This is a genomic window from Sphingomonas spermidinifaciens (assembly GCF_002351485.1).
Classification (GTDB): Bacteria; Pseudomonadota; Alphaproteobacteria; order Sphingomonadales; family Sphingomonadaceae; genus Sphingomonas; species Sphingomonas spermidinifaciens.
In genome coordinates, this window is record NZ_NWMW01000001.1 from 65664 (window position 1) to 82754 (window position 17091).

General features: G+C 69.6%; 15 protein-coding genes. 5 read left to right on the forward strand and 10 right to left on the reverse strand.

Features of this window, described 5'->3' with window-relative positions:
- Position 1: 1 nt before the first annotated feature.
- On the forward strand, positions 2 to 571 hold the full coding sequence (locus COC42_RS00340) for a DUF2062 domain-containing protein (RefSeq protein ID WP_096341332.1): 570 nt from the start codon (positions 2 to 4) through the stop codon (positions 569 to 571).
- Here the strand turns inward: COC42_RS00340 and COC42_RS00345 are convergent.
- Positions 568 to 1392 (reverse strand): alpha/beta fold hydrolase, encoded by an 825-nt coding sequence (locus COC42_RS00345; protein ID WP_096342978.1) that lies wholly within the window; start codon positions 1390 to 1392, stop codon positions 568 to 570. The two genes, COC42_RS00340 and COC42_RS00345, sit on opposite strands and share 4 nt — an antisense overlap.
- A gap of 163 nt (positions 1393 to 1555) precedes the next feature.
- On the opposite strand from COC42_RS00345, the gene COC42_RS00350 reads away from it, so the two are divergent.
- Positions 1556 to 1870, forward strand: a complete 315-nt coding sequence (locus tag COC42_RS00350) for a hypothetical protein (protein ID WP_096341333.1) — start codon at positions 1556 to 1558, stop codon at positions 1868 to 1870.
- Position 1871: 1 nt separating this feature from the next.
- Here the strand turns inward: COC42_RS00350 and COC42_RS00355 are convergent, their stop codons facing one another.
- The gene (locus COC42_RS00355) at positions 1872 to 2984 is read right to left on the reverse strand and encodes an acyltransferase family protein (RefSeq protein ID WP_096341334.1); all 1113 of its coding nucleotides are present in this window, start codon (positions 2982 to 2984) and stop codon (positions 1872 to 1874) included.
- 79 nt (positions 2985 to 3063) lie between these two features.
- Positions 3064 to 5337 carry an ATP-dependent helicase gene (locus COC42_RS00360; RefSeq protein ID WP_096341335.1) on the reverse strand — a complete coding sequence of 758 codons (2274 nt, stop codon included), beginning with the start codon at positions 5335 to 5337 and terminating at the stop codon, positions 3064 to 3066.
- 101 nt (positions 5338 to 5438) lie between these two features.
- Here COC42_RS00360 and COC42_RS00365 point away from each other — a divergent pair, with 101 nt between their 5' ends.
- Positions 5439 to 5840, forward strand: a complete 402-nt coding sequence (locus COC42_RS00365) for a GFA family protein (protein WP_096341336.1) — start codon at positions 5439 to 5441, stop codon at positions 5838 to 5840.
- A 130-nt stretch (positions 5841 to 5970) separates the two neighbouring features.
- On the forward strand, positions 5971 to 6303 hold the full coding sequence (locus tag COC42_RS00370) for a hypothetical protein (RefSeq protein WP_096341337.1): 333 nt from the start codon (positions 5971 to 5973) through the stop codon (positions 6301 to 6303).
- Positions 6304 to 6527: 224 nt separating this feature from the next.
- On the opposite strand, the gene COC42_RS00375 is transcribed toward COC42_RS00370, so the two are convergent.
- Positions 6528 to 7535 carry a cell wall hydrolase gene (locus COC42_RS00375; protein ID WP_245843744.1) on the reverse strand — a complete coding sequence of 336 codons (1008 nt, stop codon included), beginning with the start codon at positions 7533 to 7535 and terminating at the stop codon, positions 6528 to 6530.
- A 157-nt stretch (positions 7536 to 7692) separates the two neighbouring features.
- Between COC42_RS00375 and COC42_RS00380 the strand changes: the two genes are divergently transcribed.
- Positions 7693 to 10518 carry a M16 family metallopeptidase gene (locus COC42_RS00380; RefSeq protein WP_096341338.1) on the forward strand — a complete coding sequence of 942 codons (2826 nt, stop codon included), beginning with the start codon at positions 7693 to 7695 and terminating at the stop codon, positions 10516 to 10518.
- Between the two features lie 162 nt (positions 10519 to 10680).
- Here the strand turns inward: COC42_RS00380 and COC42_RS00385 are convergent, their stop codons facing one another.
- The 6 genes from COC42_RS00385 to COC42_RS00410 all read right to left on the reverse strand — a co-directional run bounded on the left by COC42_RS00385 (position 10681) and on the right by COC42_RS00410 (position 16918).
- Entirely contained in the window at positions 10681 to 11217 is a 537-nt protein-coding gene (locus COC42_RS00385) for a cytochrome b (protein ID WP_096341339.1), read from the reverse strand.
- A gap of 65 nt (positions 11218 to 11282) precedes the next feature.
- On the reverse strand, positions 11283 to 12335 hold the full coding sequence (locus COC42_RS00390; RefSeq protein WP_176484521.1) for a LacI family DNA-binding transcriptional regulator: 1053 nt from the start codon (positions 12333 to 12335) through the stop codon (positions 11283 to 11285).
- Positions 12336 to 12391: 56 nt separating this feature from the next.
- Positions 12392 to 13159 carry an ABC transporter ATP-binding protein gene (locus tag COC42_RS00395; protein WP_096341341.1) on the reverse strand — a complete coding sequence of 256 codons (768 nt, stop codon included), beginning with the start codon at positions 13157 to 13159 and terminating at the stop codon, positions 12392 to 12394.
- The gene (locus COC42_RS00400; protein WP_096341342.1) at positions 13156 to 14139 is read right to left on the reverse strand and encodes a FecCD family ABC transporter permease; all 984 of its coding nucleotides are present in this window, start codon (positions 14137 to 14139) and stop codon (positions 13156 to 13158) included. Before COC42_RS00400 ends, COC42_RS00395 begins: the two co-directional genes overlap by 4 nt.
- Positions 14136 to 14972 (reverse strand): ABC transporter substrate-binding protein, encoded by an 837-nt coding sequence (locus COC42_RS00405; protein WP_096341343.1) that lies wholly within the window; start codon positions 14970 to 14972, stop codon positions 14136 to 14138. The genes COC42_RS00400 and COC42_RS00405 overlap by 4 nt, the downstream gene beginning before the upstream one ends.
- A complete protein-coding gene (locus COC42_RS00410) occupies positions 14972 to 16918 on the reverse strand; it encodes a TonB-dependent receptor plug domain-containing protein (protein ID WP_096342980.1) in 1947 nt (648 codons plus the stop codon). Before COC42_RS00410 ends, COC42_RS00405 begins: the two co-directional genes overlap by 1 nt.
- Between the last annotated feature and the right edge of the window lie 173 nt (positions 16919 to 17091).

The following is a 17091-nucleotide window of genomic DNA, read 5'->3' on the forward strand; positions in this document are numbered from 1 at the left end:
TATGCGCGAGCCGAAGCGCAAGGACTGGCTGGCGCGCCAGATCGCGGCGAACGTGCCGACGCGCGAGCAACTGGAGCAGGTCCGCATTCTGCGCCCCGTCGCGCACCGCGTGCTGGCGCCGGCGCTGTGGCGCTTCACGCGCCGGTCGGTGCCGCGCGGCACGGCGCTGGGCCTGTTCGTCGGCATCTTCCTGATGATCCCCGGCCTCCAGATCGCTGGGGCGGCGATGCTCGCGCTGCCGTTTCGGGCAAACATCCCGATCGCGGCGGGAATGACCTTTCTCAGCAACCCGCTGACGACGCCGTTCATCCTCCTCGCCTCGGCGTGGCTGGGCAATCTGCTGCTCGGCCGCAGCGCTGACGTATCCGGCTTCATGGCGCTGATCGACAGCCATGCCAGCGTGTCGCAGTGGCTGGGCTGGCTGTTTTCGGAGGCGGCGCCGGCAATGCTGTTCGGCCTGCTCGTGATCTCCGCCGTCAGCGCGGTCGTCGGCTATTTCATCGCCGACTGGTTTTGGCGCGTGCGCACCGCCGCCAAATGGCGGCGGCGGCACCACCGGCAGGAAGCCTAGCCGCCCAGGAAGGTCAGCAGGTCCTTGGTCAGCCTGTCGCTTTCGGTCGCGAACAGTCCATGCGGCGCGCCCGCATACTCGACCAATTGATTGCGCGCGATGCCGTCCACGGCGCGGTGCGCGGTTGCCTGGATCGGCACCGTTGCGTCGCTCGTGCCGTGGACGATGAGCGTCGGCACACGGAAGTGGGTCAGGTCCGGCGTGAAGTCGGTAAAGCCCCATGCCTTTGCCGCCGCCAGCGTTGCATGCAGACTCGCCTGCATGGCAACGTTCCAGCTCTCGTCGACCCGCGCATCGCTGACCGGATGGCTGATGACGCCAACGCCGTAGAAGTCGCGCAGGAAGCTCCTGAAGAACTTCGCGCGGTCCGCGGCGATCTGGGCGCCGATGTCGCGCAGCAGCGCCTCGGGCGCGCCGTGGGGGTTGGCTTCGGTCTGTAGGATGCCGGGGACGACCGATCCGACCAGCGCGGCGTGGGTCACGCCCGCGCCGCCATGTCGACTCATGTAACGCGCGACCTCGCCGCCGCCCATCGAGAAGCCCACCAGCGCCACGCCCTCGGTCGCGCCCGCGGCCTCCAGCACTGCCTTCAGGTCGTCGGCATAGGTGTCATAGTCGTGCCCACCCCAAGGCTGGCCCGACCGGCCGAAGCCGCGCCGGTCATAGGCGATGGCGCGGTAGCCCGCCTCGGCCAGTGCGATCGCCTGCGGCTCCCAGCTGTCGGCATTGAGCGGCCAGCCGTGGATCAGGACTACGGGCCGTCCGCTGCCCCAGTCCTTGACGTAGAGGTCGGTGCCATCCTGGGTCTTCACATAGGGCATGTCGATCATCTCCTCGCGCAGCATTTGGCGAACGAGCCGAACCTATCGCCGTTCCGTGACGTTCAGATTGCGCCGGGCCGAACCCGAACTGCGGTTACGATTGTTGCTGCACCGCGACAAAGCCGCTAGGCGGACGCCGCTTTCGAAGCACAGGAACACCCGCTTGACCGAGCCCCAAGGCCCCGCGCCGACCATTTTCGAAGCGATCGTCCGCAAGGCGTGCGTGACGGCGACCTACAACCGCACTGACGTGGTGCTGGCCCCGCATGCGATCTGGACGCGGCACGGTGACATGTTCGTCGATGCCGTCACCGTGCGCCTCAACGGCAATCCCCCGCGCGAGACCAAGCTCGGCACGTTCAAGCTGATCGGTCTCTCGAACATCGGCCGGACCGATGAGCCGTTCGAGGTGTTCGAGGGCTTCAATCCGATCGATGACAAATATGGCGGCGAGGTCGTGTTCGCGGTCGAGCGCTGAGCTATTCCGCAGGGCGGATGGCCGTTTGTAGACTGCCCCGCAGCCAGTTGCGCAGGCGCCCGGTGTTCGCCTCAGTCAGCCGGGCATAGCCGATCGCCAGCATGACGGCGCCGCCCACCGCCGCCAGCGCCGCGGCTATACCCGCGGGACCGGGCGGCAGCTGTCCCGGCCAGACGCTCAACCCCGCCACCATCGCCATGACCGGGAAGTGGATCGCGTAGAGCGAGAAGCTGCCCGAGGCGCCGAACCGCGCGACTGGCGCCAGACGCGCGGGAAAGCGGGGATTGCGGCGGAGGAGCGCCGCCAGGAACAGCCCCGCGACGCCCGCGACCACCAGATCCTCGCCCGGCCGGTCGCCCAGCCGCGACCACAGGAGCGTCGCGGCGAAAAAGAGGGCGATCGGCCAGAAACGGTCGATCGCCAATCGCGCCCCCCTCAGCCATATCGCGGCGCCCACGAGCCAGGCGAGAAAGCCCGCCGCCAGATCGCGCGACGCCGCCGCCAGCACGAGCAGCAAGAGCGCGACACTGAACCGGCGATGCCGCACCAGCAGCCAGAGCGCGGCGAACCAGAGATAATACCAGAACTCGAACGCGACGCTCCACAACGGCCCGTTGGTGCCGAGCGGGGGCACGAGGATGCTCTGAAGGAACGCTAGGTTACCGGCAAAGGCAACTGGTCCGAGGCTTCGCGCCATGTCGCGCGGCAGGAACCAGACATCGTGCGCGTTGAGATGCACGGGCGTCCGCAGCACGGCAAAGCCCAGATAGTCGAGCGCCCCGCCCAGCACGAGCACCGGCAGCACGACGATGCCCAGCCGCGTCCAGCGGTCGAGCAGGAAGTCGCGCCATCGCCATCCCCGCCGGTCGAGCGCTTCGACGCTCTTGGCGATCCAGAAGCCGCTCAGGACGAAGAACAGGATGACCGCCGTGTGCGCAAATCCCGACGCGAAATAGAAGGGATAGCTGATCCAAGGATCGCCCGGACGATGGTCGGTCACGAACAGCAGCCAGGCGTGTGAAAAGGCGACCGCGACGGCGAGTGCCGCCCGCGCCGCGTCCATCCAGCGGGCGCTGTCCTCGGGTACAGCACTATGACGCGGGGCGACCATCATCGTCCCGGCCTATACGACGGGGCGGCGGCACGCGCCCACCGTGATAAAGGGTTAACGCTCCGTAGCGGGACGGCAGCGTTCAGCCGATCGAGACGAAGCTGTCCATCACCCGCTTGCGCCCCGCCTGCTCGAACTCGACCTCAAGCTTGTTGCCCTCGATCGCGTCGATCGTGCCGTAACCGAATTTCTGGTGGAAGACGCGCATCCCCTTGGACAGGTCGTCGCGCCCCTTGTTGCCGAAGCTGATCGCGGAGGCGCGGGCCTCGACCACGCGCGGCGGATCGCGCGTGAAGCCGCCCGCCGCCGCGCGCTGCCAGCCGGGGCCGCGCCCGGTGCCGCGGCCGACATCGGCGAACGGATCGGCGCGTTCCGACCAATTGGCGCGCCACAGGCTCTCGCCGCCCGACATCGTCGTCTCCACCTCGACATGCTCGGGCGGCAACTCGCCGACGAAGCGGCTGGGGAGCGAACTGGTCCACTGGCCATAGATGCGGCGGTTGGCGGCGTGCAGGATCGTCGCCCGCCGACGCGCGCGCGTGATCGCGACATAGGCGAGTCGGCGCTCTTCCTCGAGGCTGGCGGTCCCGCCCTGGTCCAGCGCGCGCTGCGACGGGAACAGTCCCTCTTCCCAGCCGGCGAGGAAGACGGTGTCGAACTCTAGTCCTTTGGCGGCGTGGATCGTCATGATCGTCACCTCGGGCTGCCGCACGCCGCCCTCGCGCTCCATGACGAGGCTGACATGCTCGAGGAACGCGCCGAGGCTTTCATACTCCTCCATCGCGCGGACGAGTTCGGTCAGGTTCTCCAGTCGCCCGGCGGCCTCGGCCGATTTCTCGTTCTCGAGCATCGCGGTGTAGCCGCTCTCGTCGAGGATCTGGCGCGCGAGCTCCGGATGCGGCAGCTCCTGCCCCATCTGCCGCCAGCGGGCGATGTCACCGACCAGGTTGCCCATCGACCGGCGCGCCTGCGGCGTCAGCTCGTCGGTGTCGAGGATGCGCGCCGCCGCGCTGGTCAGCGGCAGCCCCTCAACGCGGGCCAGCTGATGCACCTTCTGCACGGCCTTGTCGCCCAGACCGCGTTTCGGGACATTGACGATCCGCTCGAAGGCAAGGTCGTCGGCCGGCTGCGACACAACGCGCAAATAGGCAAGCGCGTCGCGGATCTCGGCGCGCTCGTAGAAGCGGAAGCCGCCGACGATACGGTAGGGCATGCCGATCGAAATGAAGCGGTCCTCGAACTCGCGCGTCTGGTGCTGGGCGCGCACGAGGATGGCGACATCGTCGAGGCTCAGGCCGCGGCGCTGCAGGCTCTCGATCTCCTCGCCGACGCGGCGCGCCTCCTCCGGCCCGTCCCAGACGCCGAGCACGCGCACCTTCTCGCCCGCGTCGAGCTCAGTCCAGAGCGTCTTGCCCAGCCTCCCGCCATTGTTGGCGATGACACCGCCCGCGGCACCTAGGATGTGCGGCGTCGAGCGGTAGTTCTGCTCCAGCCGGATTACGGTCGCGCCCGGGAAGTCGCGCTCGAAGCGCAGGATGTTCTCCACCTGCGCGCCGCGCCACGAATAGATCGACTGGTCGTCGTCGCCGACGCAGCAGAGGTTGCGGCGCTGCTGCGCCAGCAGGCGGAGCCACAGATACTGGACGCTGTTGGTGTCCTGATACTCATCGACCATGATGTAGCGGAAGCGCTGCTGATACTGCTCCAGAATCTCGCGGTGGGTCCTGAGCAGCGTCAGCGCGTGGAGCAGCAGGTCGCCGAAGTCGCAGGCGTTCACCGCGAGCAGCCGCGCCTGATATTGCCGGTACAGATCCTGCCCGCGCCCGTTGGCGTAGCGCTCGCTCTCGCCCGCATCGATGTCGGCAGGGGTCAGCCCCTTGTTCTTCCACTCGTCGATCAGCCCCGCGAGCGACCGGGCGGGCCAGCGTTTCTCGTCGAGATCGGCGGCGGTGATGAGCTGCTTCAGCAGTCGCAGCTGGTCGTCGGTGTCAAGGATGGTGAAGTTCGATTGCAGCCCGATCAGCTCGGCATGCCGCCGCAGCATCTTGGCGCCGATCGAGTGAAAGGTGCCGAGCCACGGCATCCCTTCGACCGCGTCGCCGATTAGCCGCCCGACCCGCTCGCGCATCTCGCGCGCCGCCTTGTTGGTGAAGGTAACGGCGAGGATCTCCGACGGCCAGGCCTTGCGCGTGTAGATGAGGTGCGCGAGCCGGGCGGTGAGCGCCGCGGTCTTGCCGGTGCCCGCACCCGCCAGCACCAGCACCGGCCCATCGGTGGTCAGCACGGCTTCACGCTGCGGCGGGTTCAGGCCCTTGAGATAAGGCGGATCGGCCAGTTGTTGTCGCGGATCGGTCATTGTCTCGCACGTAGGGGCGGGGCAGGGGGGCGGCAAGTTCGGGCCTTGCCAGGGCGGCGGCTGCGTGAGAACATACACCGAACGGTGATCGGGAGGAAGCCATGACGATGACGGGCGGGTGCCGCTGCGGCGCGGTGCGATACGAAGCAGCGGGAGAGGCCGAGCATCATGCGATCTGCCACTGTGCAGACTGCCGCCGCTCGGCAGGGGCGCCGATGGTGGGCTGGATCGCGTTTCGGGAGGAGCAGGTGACGGTCAACGGATCGCCGACCCGCCACGAATCGTCGCCGGGAGTGACGCGCGAGTTCTGCGGCACCTGCGGCACCGGGCTCTTCTATCGAAATCCGGCGACGTTGCCTGGGATCGTCGATGTGCAGTCGGCGACGCTCGACCTGCCCGAGGCGGCTCCGCCAGGCGCCGAGATCATGGTGCGCGACCGGCTTCCATGGATGGACAGTGTCGGGTCGCTGCCGCGCTTCGCCATGTATCCAGGCATGGATTGACCTGAACGAAGGTTTTCGGGCGACGACGCCTTGCGACAATTTCGCGGCGTGCCCGCGAAACCTTCGCGACAGGCGGGGGTCATAACCCTCCTCATCGGCCGCCCCCGGCCGGTTTCGGAGGAGACAGATCATGAAGAAGCTTTCGCTGATGCTCGCCGGCCTCGCCGTCGCCGCGACCTCGCTGCCCGCCGCCGCCAGTGCGCAGGCCTGGCAAAACATCAATGCGCGTCAGGCACGGCTCGAGCAGCGCATCAACCAGGGCATCCGCTCGGGCGCGCTCAACCGCAACGAGGCGGTGCGGCTGCGCAGCCAGTATCGCGCGCTCGCTCAGCTGGAGGCACGCTATCGCCGCACGGGCGGCGGGCTGTCGCTGCAGGAGCGCCGCGACCTCGACCGCCGCTTCGATGCGCTGTCGGCGCGGATCAAGGTGCAGAAGAACGACCGTCAGGGTCGTCGCTGGTAACGAACTTGGGCGGTTCCGAAAGGGGCCGCCCCTGCCTTTGCGGCGCGGGGCCCGAACCGGGCGCGTTCGCATGCTGTCGTGGCTCCCCTCCCTCTCCCGTTCATTCCTGAGTAGCCGTCGAGTAGCCCCATGAGGGGCGTATCGGGCCGCATCGAACCACGGTTGGCGCTCATGATCCGGCTGCGGCGCAACCGCGCGTCACGCCTCGCCGGCGCCCGCGTCCCTCAACGGATGGGCTTGCCTGCGTCTTTCCATTTGTCGAGTACCTGCGATTCGTCGGCTCGCGCGGCAACCGCAGTGCCGCTCTCCGCATAGGGTGCCTGCACCTGCTGAGCCGGTGTCACCGATACCGGCGCGATCGTCGCGGTTGCCGGAGTGCTCGGAGCGGGCGTGACGGGGAGCGGATCGAGGGCAGGGGCCGCCGCGATCATGGCCGGGACCGCTGCCGGCCGCAGCGGCCCCGGCATCGGCTCGCCGCCGAAATAGCGGTCGCGGAATGCCGCGGGCGTGCCCCAGAAGCCCTTCCACCGGTGAAAGAAATGCGCCCCCTCGGCATCGGTCATGACAAGGCCGCGGTTCCACGATGGCGTCACTGCATAGGTGTGATAGTGCGTCGCCAACCCCACCGGCGCGAAGACGCTGCCGTTGAGCGCCGCCGCGGCGACGCGCTGCGCCCGGTCCCACCAGCGCCGCACCGGCACCCGAGCCATCGAGCCGTCGCAGGCAAAGCTGAATTGGCAGCCACGCTTGTCAGACCCCTGATAAACGACCCCGCAAACCGTCGCAGGAAAAGCGGGATGCCGCACCCGGTTGAGGATCACCTGCGCTACCGCCTGCTGCCCGGCATCGGGCTCGCTCGCTGCCTCGTAATAGATGGCGGTCGTCAGGCACTGGAGCGCGCGCGACTGGTCGATGCCCGAGCCGCGCAGGCGAAAGGGCTGGGCGGCGGCAATGCCGGCGGACGCCGTCAACAGCGCATCGCTCGGCACGGGCAGGTCGGGCAGCGGCATCGTCCCCGTCGTGCCCGGCGCCGGCGCAGCATTGTCGGCGACGGCCATCTCCAGCGCCGCGCCTGGAAAATGCGCGGCTGCGTCGTAGCCGTCGGACAGGATGGGCGCAGGTGTCCCCACCTGATCGCGGCTGGCGATTGTCGCGTGCGCGCCAAACGCGCCGGCAAGCGACAGCGCGATCGCTCCCGTCACCCACCGCCTGCTGAGCCGCCGCATCTTCATCGCGTAGCGCATAGCCGATCGGGCATGAAGATTTGAGGCGTTGATTCCGGCTGTCCGATCGCGGGACGGTTGCCCGCGGCGTCAACCGATCGCGGGTCCCGATTGACAGTCGCCGCGGGCGCGCCACAACTCGCCGCTCCGCTCACCGGAGTCACCGATGCCCCGCTTCGCCGCCGTCCTGCTCGCCGCTACGCTGCTCTCGCCCGCTCCCGCGCTTGCGCAGGCGCGCCCCGCCGCCACGCGGGTCGAGCCGATCGCCTTTACCCAGCGCACGCTTCCCAACGGGCTGCGCGTCTATGCCATCCGCGATACCAAGACGGCGAACGTGTCGGTTCAGGTCTGGTACGATGTGGGGTCAAAGGACGATCCCGCCGGCCGCTCGGGCTTTGCGCACATGTTCGAGCATCTGATGTTCAAGGGGACGCGCAACCTGGTCGACGAACAGCTCGACCGGCTGACCGAGGATGTCGGCGGCTACAACAACGCCTCCACGGACGACGATTATACAAATTACTACGAGGTGGTGCCCGCCAACCATCTGGAGCGGCTGCTGTTCGCCGAGGCGGACCGGATGGCGACGCTGGTCGTCGATCCCAAGGTCTTCGCCTCCGAACGCGACGTCGTGAAGGAGGAACTGCGCAGCCGTGTCCTGGCCCAGCCCTATGGCAAGCTCTTCTATCTCTACCGCCCGATGGCGGCATACACCGTCCATCCCTATGCGCGGCCCGGTATCGGCAGCATCGAGGATCTGGACGCCGCGACGGTCGAGGATATCCGCGCCTTTCACGCGACCTACTACCGGCCGGACAATGCGGTGCTGGTGGTCGCGGGCAATTTCGACCCGAAGCAACTCGACCAGTGGGTCGACAAGTATTTCGCCGGCATCAAGCGCCCCGACCGTCCGATTCCGCGCGTGACGGTGGCAGAGCCAGATCCGACAGCGGCGAAACGCTACACCGTGTACGAGCCTAACACGCCGCTGCCCGCGGTGCTGGTCAGCTGGCCGATCCCGCCCGCCAACAGCGCCGATGCGCCCGCCTTGTCGGTGCTCAACACCGTACTGGCGGGCGGCGAAAATTCGCGCCTCTATCAGAGCCTCGTCTATCGCGATCAGGTGGCGGCGCAGGCGTCGAGTTTCTACGAGGCGAAGCAGGGTACCGGGCTGTTCAGCGTCTATGCCATCCTCGCGGGCGGCAAGACCGCGGCCGAGGGCGAGAAGGGGCTGACGACCGAGATCGCCCGGCTTCGCGACACACCCGTCACCGCCGCCGAACTAGCAGAGGCCAAGAACGAGCTACTTACCGAGGCGCTGCAGAGCCGCGAGACCGCGGAGGGCAAGGCGTCGCAACTGGCGCAGGGCGTCATCGTCGAGCGCGATCCCGCCGCCGCCGACAAACGCCTTGCCGCGATCGCCGCCGTCACCGCCGCCGACGTGCAGCGCGTCGCCCGCCGCTATCTGGCGCCGCAGCGGTCCTCGACGGTGCTCTACAACCCGGCCGAGGCGGCGAACGGTGTCAAGGGGGACACGATCGCCATCGCCTCCACCGTGCGCGCGACCCCGCTGACGGTCCCGCCCGGCATCGTCATCCACCAACAGGCGAGCGCGGCCGAGCGCATCCTGCCGCCCGCACCGGGCGCCGCGGTGGTGCCGACGCTGCCGAAGCCGGTCGAGACGAAACTCGCCAACGGGATGCGCGTGATCGTCGTCGATCGCCCCGACCTGCCGCTCGTGTCGGCCCAGCTCGTTGCCGATGGCGGCGCGTCGGGCGATCCCGCTGGCAAGGCGGGGCTCGCCAGCCTGACCGCGGGCCTGCTGACCAAGGGCACGAAGACGCGGACCGCCACGCAGATCGCCGAGGCGGTCGAGTCGCTCGGCGGCTCGATCGGTAGCGAGGCCGACTGGGATGGCTCTTCGGTCACGCTGTCGGTCAAGTCCGACCAGCTCACTCCGGCGATGACGATCCTCGCCGACGTCGCCCGCAACCCCGCCTTCGCCGCCGAGGAGCTTGACCGCGCGCGAACGCAGGCGATCGACGGACTGACCGTGCAACTCAAGGACCCCGGCGCGCTGTCGCAGCTCGTCGCAGCGCGCGCGGTCTATGGCGCGCAGCCCTATGGCAATCCCGAAGGCGGCACGCCCGCCAGCCTCAAGGCGATCGCGCCCGCCGATCTGTCCGCGGCTTACCGCGCCAGCTGGCGGCCGGAGCGCAGCACGCTGATCCTGGTCGGCGACGTGCGCGCCACGGCGGGGCAGGCGCTGGCGCAAAAGCTGTTCGGCGACTGGCAGGGGCAGGGGGCGGCTGCCGCGGCGGCGAAGGTGGAGGGCGTGGCCCCGGCACCGCGCGTCATCGTCGTCGATCTGCCCGATGCGGGGCAGGCGGGCGTCGTCGTCGCGCGCACCGGCCTCGCCCGCTCCGACCAGCAATATTATGCGGGACAGGTCGCCAATGCGACGCTGGGCGTCGGGTTCACTTCGCGGCTCAATCAGGAAATCCGCATCAAGCGCGGCCTCGCCTATGGCGCGCGCTCCAGCCTCGATGCACGGCGCGCTATTGGGCCGTTCACCGCGGCGACGCAGACGAAGAACCCCTCGGCGCCCGAGGTCGTGTCGATCATCACCGCCGAGATGCAGCGCCTCGGCGCGCAGCCCGCGCCCGAGGCCGAGCTGGCGACGCGCAAGGCGGTGCTCGTCGGCAGCTTCGGCCGGACGATCGAGACCAATGCCGGCATCGCCGGGCTGGTCGGCGACTATGTCATCGAGCAGGTCGGCATTGACGAGCTCGGTCGCTTTATCCCCGCGATCGAGGGGGTCGACCCGGCTTCGGTGCAGGCGGCGGCCGCACGACTGTTCGACGTGAAGGGTGCCAGCATCGTCGTGGTCGGCGACGCCAAGGCGTTCGTCGAACCGCTCCGCAAGGCCTATCCCAACCTCGAGGTCGTGCCGGCGAGCGCGCTCAACCTCGACTCACCGACGCTGAAGTGATCACGTCCTCCCTTCTCTGGAAGGGAGGGGCCGGGGGTGGGTAGGTTCGGGGCGAAGCGTCTCGCCTGTCAGCAGCCTACCTACCCAGCGAAAGCTGGGATCGTTGAGTTGGAAGAGCAGAGAGCGGCCTAAGCTTTCGCTGGGGCGACGCACCGGAACCGGTCACGCCATACGGCGCAGCACCTGATCCTTGAGCACGAAATGGTGCCGCAGCGCCGCCGCGACGTGCAGCACCACCAGCGCCAGCATCACCCAGCCGAGCAGCCCGTGACCCTCGCCGGCGATGCCCGCGATCGGATCGTCCCGCGTCACCGCGAACTTGGGTACGTCGAACAGGCCGTAGAAGCTGAGCGGATATTTGCCCGCCGAGCTCATGATCCAGCCGCTCATCGGCATCAGCAGCATGAGGGCATAGAGGCCGACATGCGCCGCCTGTGCCCCCAGCCGCTCGAGCCCTGCAACATGACCCGGCAGCGGCGGCGGACGATGGGTCAGCCGCCAGCCGATCCGCACCAGCGTGAGCCCCAGGATCAGCAGGCCTGTCGCCTTGTGGATCGGCATCACGTTGACCACATCCTCCAGCGCGTCGTGCAGCAGCCCACCCGCCAGATTGCCGATGATCAGCACCGCGATGACCCAGTGGAGGGTACGGGCGACGCTGTTGTAACGCTGCCGCCCGCCGTCGAAGATCGTTGCCATCCGCCGCTCCCGCCCAACTGATTGACCCATGTTGTGCGCCGCGCCGTTCGCGGTGGCAAGCAGGGTCAGGTGCTGGCGCGGACTACCAGCGCGACGGGGACCCGTGCCGATGCGGCGGGCGCACCGGCGATGTTGCGCAACAGCGCCTCGACCAGCGCACGTCCGGCGGCGGGGGCGTTCTGTGCCACGGTGGTCAGCGCCGGGTCGCAGTGGCGCACTCCCTGGATGCCGTCGAAGCCGACGACGGCGACATCGTCCGGCACCCGCAACCCGGACGCGCGCAGCGCCCTGAGCGCCCCCAGCGCCACGAGGTCGCTCGCCGCGAACAGCGCGTCGGCTCTGGGCAGCATGTCGATCAGGCCGGCGATGGCTGCCGCGCCCTGTTCCTCGCGCTCGCCGACGCTCGCACCCGACAGGTCGATCGGCTCGAGCCCGCGCTCGGCCAGCGCCGCCAGATAGCCCTCACGCCGCTCGGCATAGGCGGCGTGGCGCTCCCAGCCGGGCCCTACAAAGGCGATGCGTCGACGACCGCGGGCGAACAGATGCTCGACCGCCTGCCGCGCGCCGTCGCGATTGTCGGCCCGGACGGTCGGCAGTTCGTCGTGCGGCGAGCCCCAGGCGACCACGCGGCGGCCCTGCGCGGCAGCGCGGGTGAAGTGCGCCCAACCGGCCGTGTTGGTCGCGCTTCCGACGACGATCATCCCGTCGGCCTCGCGCCGCTGCTCGAACTCGGCGTCGAAGCCCGCTTCCTCATCCTGGAAGGAAAGTAGGATGCGCCGGCCACCGGCCGCCGCCGCCGCCTCGATCGCGGCGACGAGATCGTAGTAGAAGGGATTGAGCGCTGCGCGGTCGAGCCCGGCGGGCACGATCAGGACGAGCGCGATGCACCCCGTCGTCGCCTGGCGCAGCCGCGCCGCGCGCAGGTCGGGCAGATAGCCGAGCTGCGCCGCCGCCTCCAGCACCCGCTCGCGTGTCTCGGCGCTGACGCTGTCGAGGTTGCGAAGCGCCCGCGACACCGTCGACTGCGACACCCCGGCCGCCGCCGCGACGTCGAACGAGGTCACGATGGCGCGGCCGGTCGCGGGGTCGATCTCGGGGGGAGGGGCGCTGCGCGGCATCTGCCCCGCTGTTACCATGCCGCGCGCCAAAGGGAAGGCGGGCCTTCGGGAAGGGGTCAGTCGCCGAACCGGATCGAGACGTCGCGCGCTTCCTCCTCCACCTTGACGGGCATGTCGTAGAGGGCGGTGAGGATCGGGCCTGTCAGCACGTCGCGGGCGGGGCCGGCGGCGAGCAGACGGCCGTCCTTCAGCGCCACCACCTCGTCGGCGATGCGGGCGGCGAGGTCGAGATCGTGGAGTGCGACGACCACGGTGCAACCGCCGTCGGCCAGCGCGCGCAGTTGCCGCGCCGCCTCGTGCGCGTGACGGGGATCAAGGCCAGCGCTCGGCTCGTCGACGATCAACAGTCGGGGCTCGGCGACAACGGCGCGGGCGAGCATCGCGCGGGCAAGCTCGCCGCCCGACAGCCGCGTTGCTGATCGCTCGCGCAGCGCGAGGAGGTCGAACCGTGCAAGCGCGCCGTCGATCGCCGGCTGCCAGCGTGCGGGCAGCGATCCGAAGGCGGGCAGCTGCGGCGACAGGCCGAGCGCGACGAGCCGCTCGACCGAAACCGGCCACTCGGCGCGGGGTGATTGGGGAAGGTAGGCGCGGATGCTCGCCAGCCGGCGCGGGGCGATCGCGCGGATTGGCTCGCCGCCAAGCAGCACCTCGCCCGCGTCGGGGCGAAGCAGGCCGGCGGCGACCTCGAGCAGCGTCGACTTTCCCGCGCCGTTCGGGCCGATGACGGCGGTGAGGCGACCGGCTTCGAATACGGCATCGACCGACTCGAGCACGAACCTGCCGCCGCGACGGAGCGTCACGTCCGCGAGAGACAGTCGCGTCATGGCGCCACCTGCCGCACGCGAAGCACGAGCCAGAGGAAGAAGGGCGCGCCGACCACCGCGATCAGCACGCCGAGCTTGAGGTCGAGCGCCGGCCCGGCGATCTTCACCGCCACGTCGGCGGCGAGTACCAGTGCCGCGCCGATCAGCGCCGAGGGCGCGAGCGCCGCGCCCGGCCGGTGCCCGACGAGTGGCCGCGCGAGATGCGGTGCGATCAGCCCCACGAACCCGACCGCCCCGGTCACCGCGGTCGCTGCGCCCACGCCCGCCGCGGTACCCACCAGCGCGAGCAGTCGCAGCCGCGCCACATCGACGCCCAGGCTTTCGGCTTGCCGCTCCCCAAGTGTCAACGCGTCAAGCCCGCGCGCGGTCAGCGCCAGCAGCGCCGCACCGATCGCGATGAATGGCGCGGCGAGCGTCACATGGTCCCAGCTCCGGTCGGCGAGCGATCCCATCAGCCAGGTGACGATCTCGTACGCCGCGAACGGATTGGGCGCGAGGTTGAGCGCCAAGCTGACGCCTGCCGACGCAAGCGTCGAGACCGCGACGCCAGCGAGGATCAACGACAACGTGCCCCCGGTCCGCGACAGCGCAAAGGCGATGCCGACCGCCACCAGCGCGCCCGCGAGCGCGAACACCGGCGTCGCCAGCCCCGCACTCGCCGCGAACCCGTAATAGATCGCGATCACCGCCCCAAGCGATGCGCCCGACGACGCGCCGAGCAGCCCCGGCTCGGCGAGCGGATTGCGGAGCAGGCCCTGAAGCACTGCGCCCGCCAGCCCGAGAATCGCGCCGACCATCAGCGCGAGGACGAGCCGCGGCAGCCGCACCTCGACGATCAGGAGCTTGGCGAGGTTCGGCTGCGGATCGGCGAGCGCGCCGGCGACGCTCGCAGGCGACAGCCAGACCGGCCCGGCGAGCAGCGACCCCGCCGCCAGCGCGAGGATCGCTGCGATCAGCAGTTGGAGCGCCGCCGCCCTCACGCCGCCATCTCCGCCTGAAGACGAAGCACAGCGTCGCCGATCATCGGCGTGCCGCAGACATAATAGGCCTGTGGAATGCGGAGCGTCCGACCCTTCCAGCGTTCGCGGACGATCCGGTGATTGGTGATCTCGTCGCCCAGGCTGCCGCCCGATCGGACGGCGGCGCCCTGTACGATCAGGTCGGGGTCAAGCTTCAGCAGCGTCTCGATGTTCGGGCGACCATAGCTATAGCCGCCCATCTCGCGGACCACGTTGCGCGCACCCGCGGCGGTCAGCACCGCGTCGTAGAGCGTGCCCGACGCCGCGCCGAAGCCGCTGCCGTCCCACGCGGCGACGCGCGGATGGCGGCGCGCGCGCCGCGATGCCTCGGTCAGGCGTGCATCCATCCCCGCGATCAGCGCCTCGCCGCGCGCCCGCTCGCCGACCGCGGCGGCGATCTGGCGGACGGTGCGGCGGATGTCATCGAAGCTGCTCGCGTGATCGACCTCGATCATCGGCCAGCCGATCCGCCTGAGCATGCCGCGCAGCGCCGGGGTGGTGAAGCTGCCCGCGATGACGAGGTCGGGCGCTTGGCGCAGCACCTCTTCGGCCTGGCCGTGATTGAGCGGCACGCGGGCAGCTGCGCCCGCCATCAGCGAGCCGGCCGTGTCGCGCGACAGCCAGCTGACCGAGGCGATGCGCTCGGGCGGCAGCAGCGCGAGGACGATCTGGTCGGTGCACTGGTTGACGCTCATCACGCGCACCGGCTTTGCCGAGGCGACCGGAACAGCGGCCGGGCGCGCGCTGCACCCGGCCGCCAGCAGCAGCATCAGCGATGCCGCCGCGAGTCGCATCAGAAGCGCGCCCGCACGCCGCCATAGGCGGCGCGGCCGTTGCCGACGAAGCTGAACACCTCCTCGTTCCGCTCGCCGACCAGGTTCTCGACCCGGCCGAACAGCGACAGCTTGTCGGTCAGCTTATAGCCGGCGGCGAAGTTGACGATGACGAACTCCTCCAGCGACACGGTGACGGGGACGAAGCTGGGGTCGATGAATGCCAGATCGTCCTGCCGTCCGTTGTAGCGCGCTGTGAACGTGCCCGAGAAGCGCTTGTCCGTGCTGAACGCGGTCACGTTGACGCTGCCTACATGGCGCGGCCGGCGCACTTCGCGCACGCCGTTCTCGGTGGCGTCGGTATAGGTATAGGCAAGGTCGATCTTGAGCTGGTCGACGGGCCGCGCCGACACGAACGCCTCGACGCCGTGCTGCTTCGACCGGGTCGCGCGGTTCGATGGCGTCGCGACGAAATCGGGCGCGGGATAGGTGACGAAGATTTCGTCCTTCAGCCGATTGTCGAAATAGGTCGCGCCAATCGTCGCGCGGTCGCCGATCTGCTGGTCCAACCCGACTTCCCAACCCTCGGACTTCTCGGGCCGCAGGTTCGGGTTGCCGATGTAGCGGCCGTCGGAATAGCCGAACAGGTCGAAATAGCCGGGATTCTTGACGCCCGTGCCATAGGCGCCGCGCACCCGCAGGCCGAAGGGCAGGCGGTACCCCGCCTGCGCGCGCCACGTCGTTGCGTCCGCAAAGCGGTTGTTGGCGTCGTGGCGGATGCTCGCACCGGCGGACAGCGCCTCGCCCACGGTCAGTTCGTACTGGCCGACAAATCCCCAATTCTCGGTGGTGCGGCGCCCCTGGAAGGCGAAGGGCGAGGGGGTGGTCGTCCGATAAGCCTCATGCTCATAATCGACCGCGGCGGTCAGGCGGTGACCGACCCGGTCGTCGCCGAGGCGCAGGCCGGTTTCGTAGCTGCCCTTCCAGCGACGGCCCTTGTTGCCATAGTCGAGACCGTCGGGCGTCAGCCCCTGGCGCACCGTGTCGGCGACCTGTCCCGTCAGCGCATGCGTCCAGCGACCGTCCAATAGCGACAGGTCGCCGCGAACGAGGCCGTAGGCCCCGTCGATCCGCGTCCGCACGCCGGGGCTGTCGACGGTGTAGCCGAAGGTCGGGCTGGCGAAATCGCCGTCGCTGTTGTTGGTCAGCGCGTCGGTATAGCTGTAGCGGCCGACCGCGGTCAGGCGGAAATTGTCGGCGGGTGTCCAGCTCGCCTTGGCGCTGCCCGAGGCGCTGGTGACGCCGACATTGCGGACGCCGCCGCGCGCGGTCGGCTGGCCATCGGTGCGATAGAGTGTGCCGGTGAGCGCGTAATCGACAGTCTCGCCCGCGCCTGCGATGCGAGCATTACCGGCGAGCGTGTCGAACGACCCGCCCTCGACCCGCAGCGAGACGCCCGGCGCCTCACGGCCCGTCGCGGTGATATAGTGGATGACGCCGCCGATCGCGTCAGAGCCGTAGAGCGAGGATTGCTGCCCGCGCAGCACCTCGATCCGGGCGCCGTCGTCGGCGGCCAGCGTGTTCCAGTCGAACTCGCCCTGATAGGGATCCGACACCTCGATTCCGTCGACGAGGACGAGGACGTGATTGCTCTCGGCCCCCCGCACGCGCACCTGGGTCAGGCCGCCGCGGCCGCCGGTCTGGCTGACCGCCAGGCCCGGCACGTCGCGAAGCACGTCGGTTACGACGCGGACCTGCCGCTCCTCGAGGTCGTCTGCCGACAGCACGGTGAGCGAGGCGGGCACCGTCGCCGCCTCGACCGCGCCGGTCGAGCGGGTCGCGGTGACGACGATCGCGTTGCCCTCGGCATCGCGCGCGGGCTGGCTCGGGTCGGTCTGCGCCGCGGCGGGCGCGGCAAGGCTGGCTGCCGCGGCGAGCGCGATCAGCGAAACTTGGATTGTCGTCATGTTCATTCTGTCCCCCGCGTTGCTCCAAAGGACGCGGCTGGGGGCTGTTCGCGGACGAACGGCGGCGCACGGGCGGGCGAGGGGCGAACGCGATGCCCCCGGAACGACCAGCGCCGCACTTGGCCCTCCAGAGGCCGCGCGGCTTCGTCGCTCGAACGGAAGCATGTCCCGCG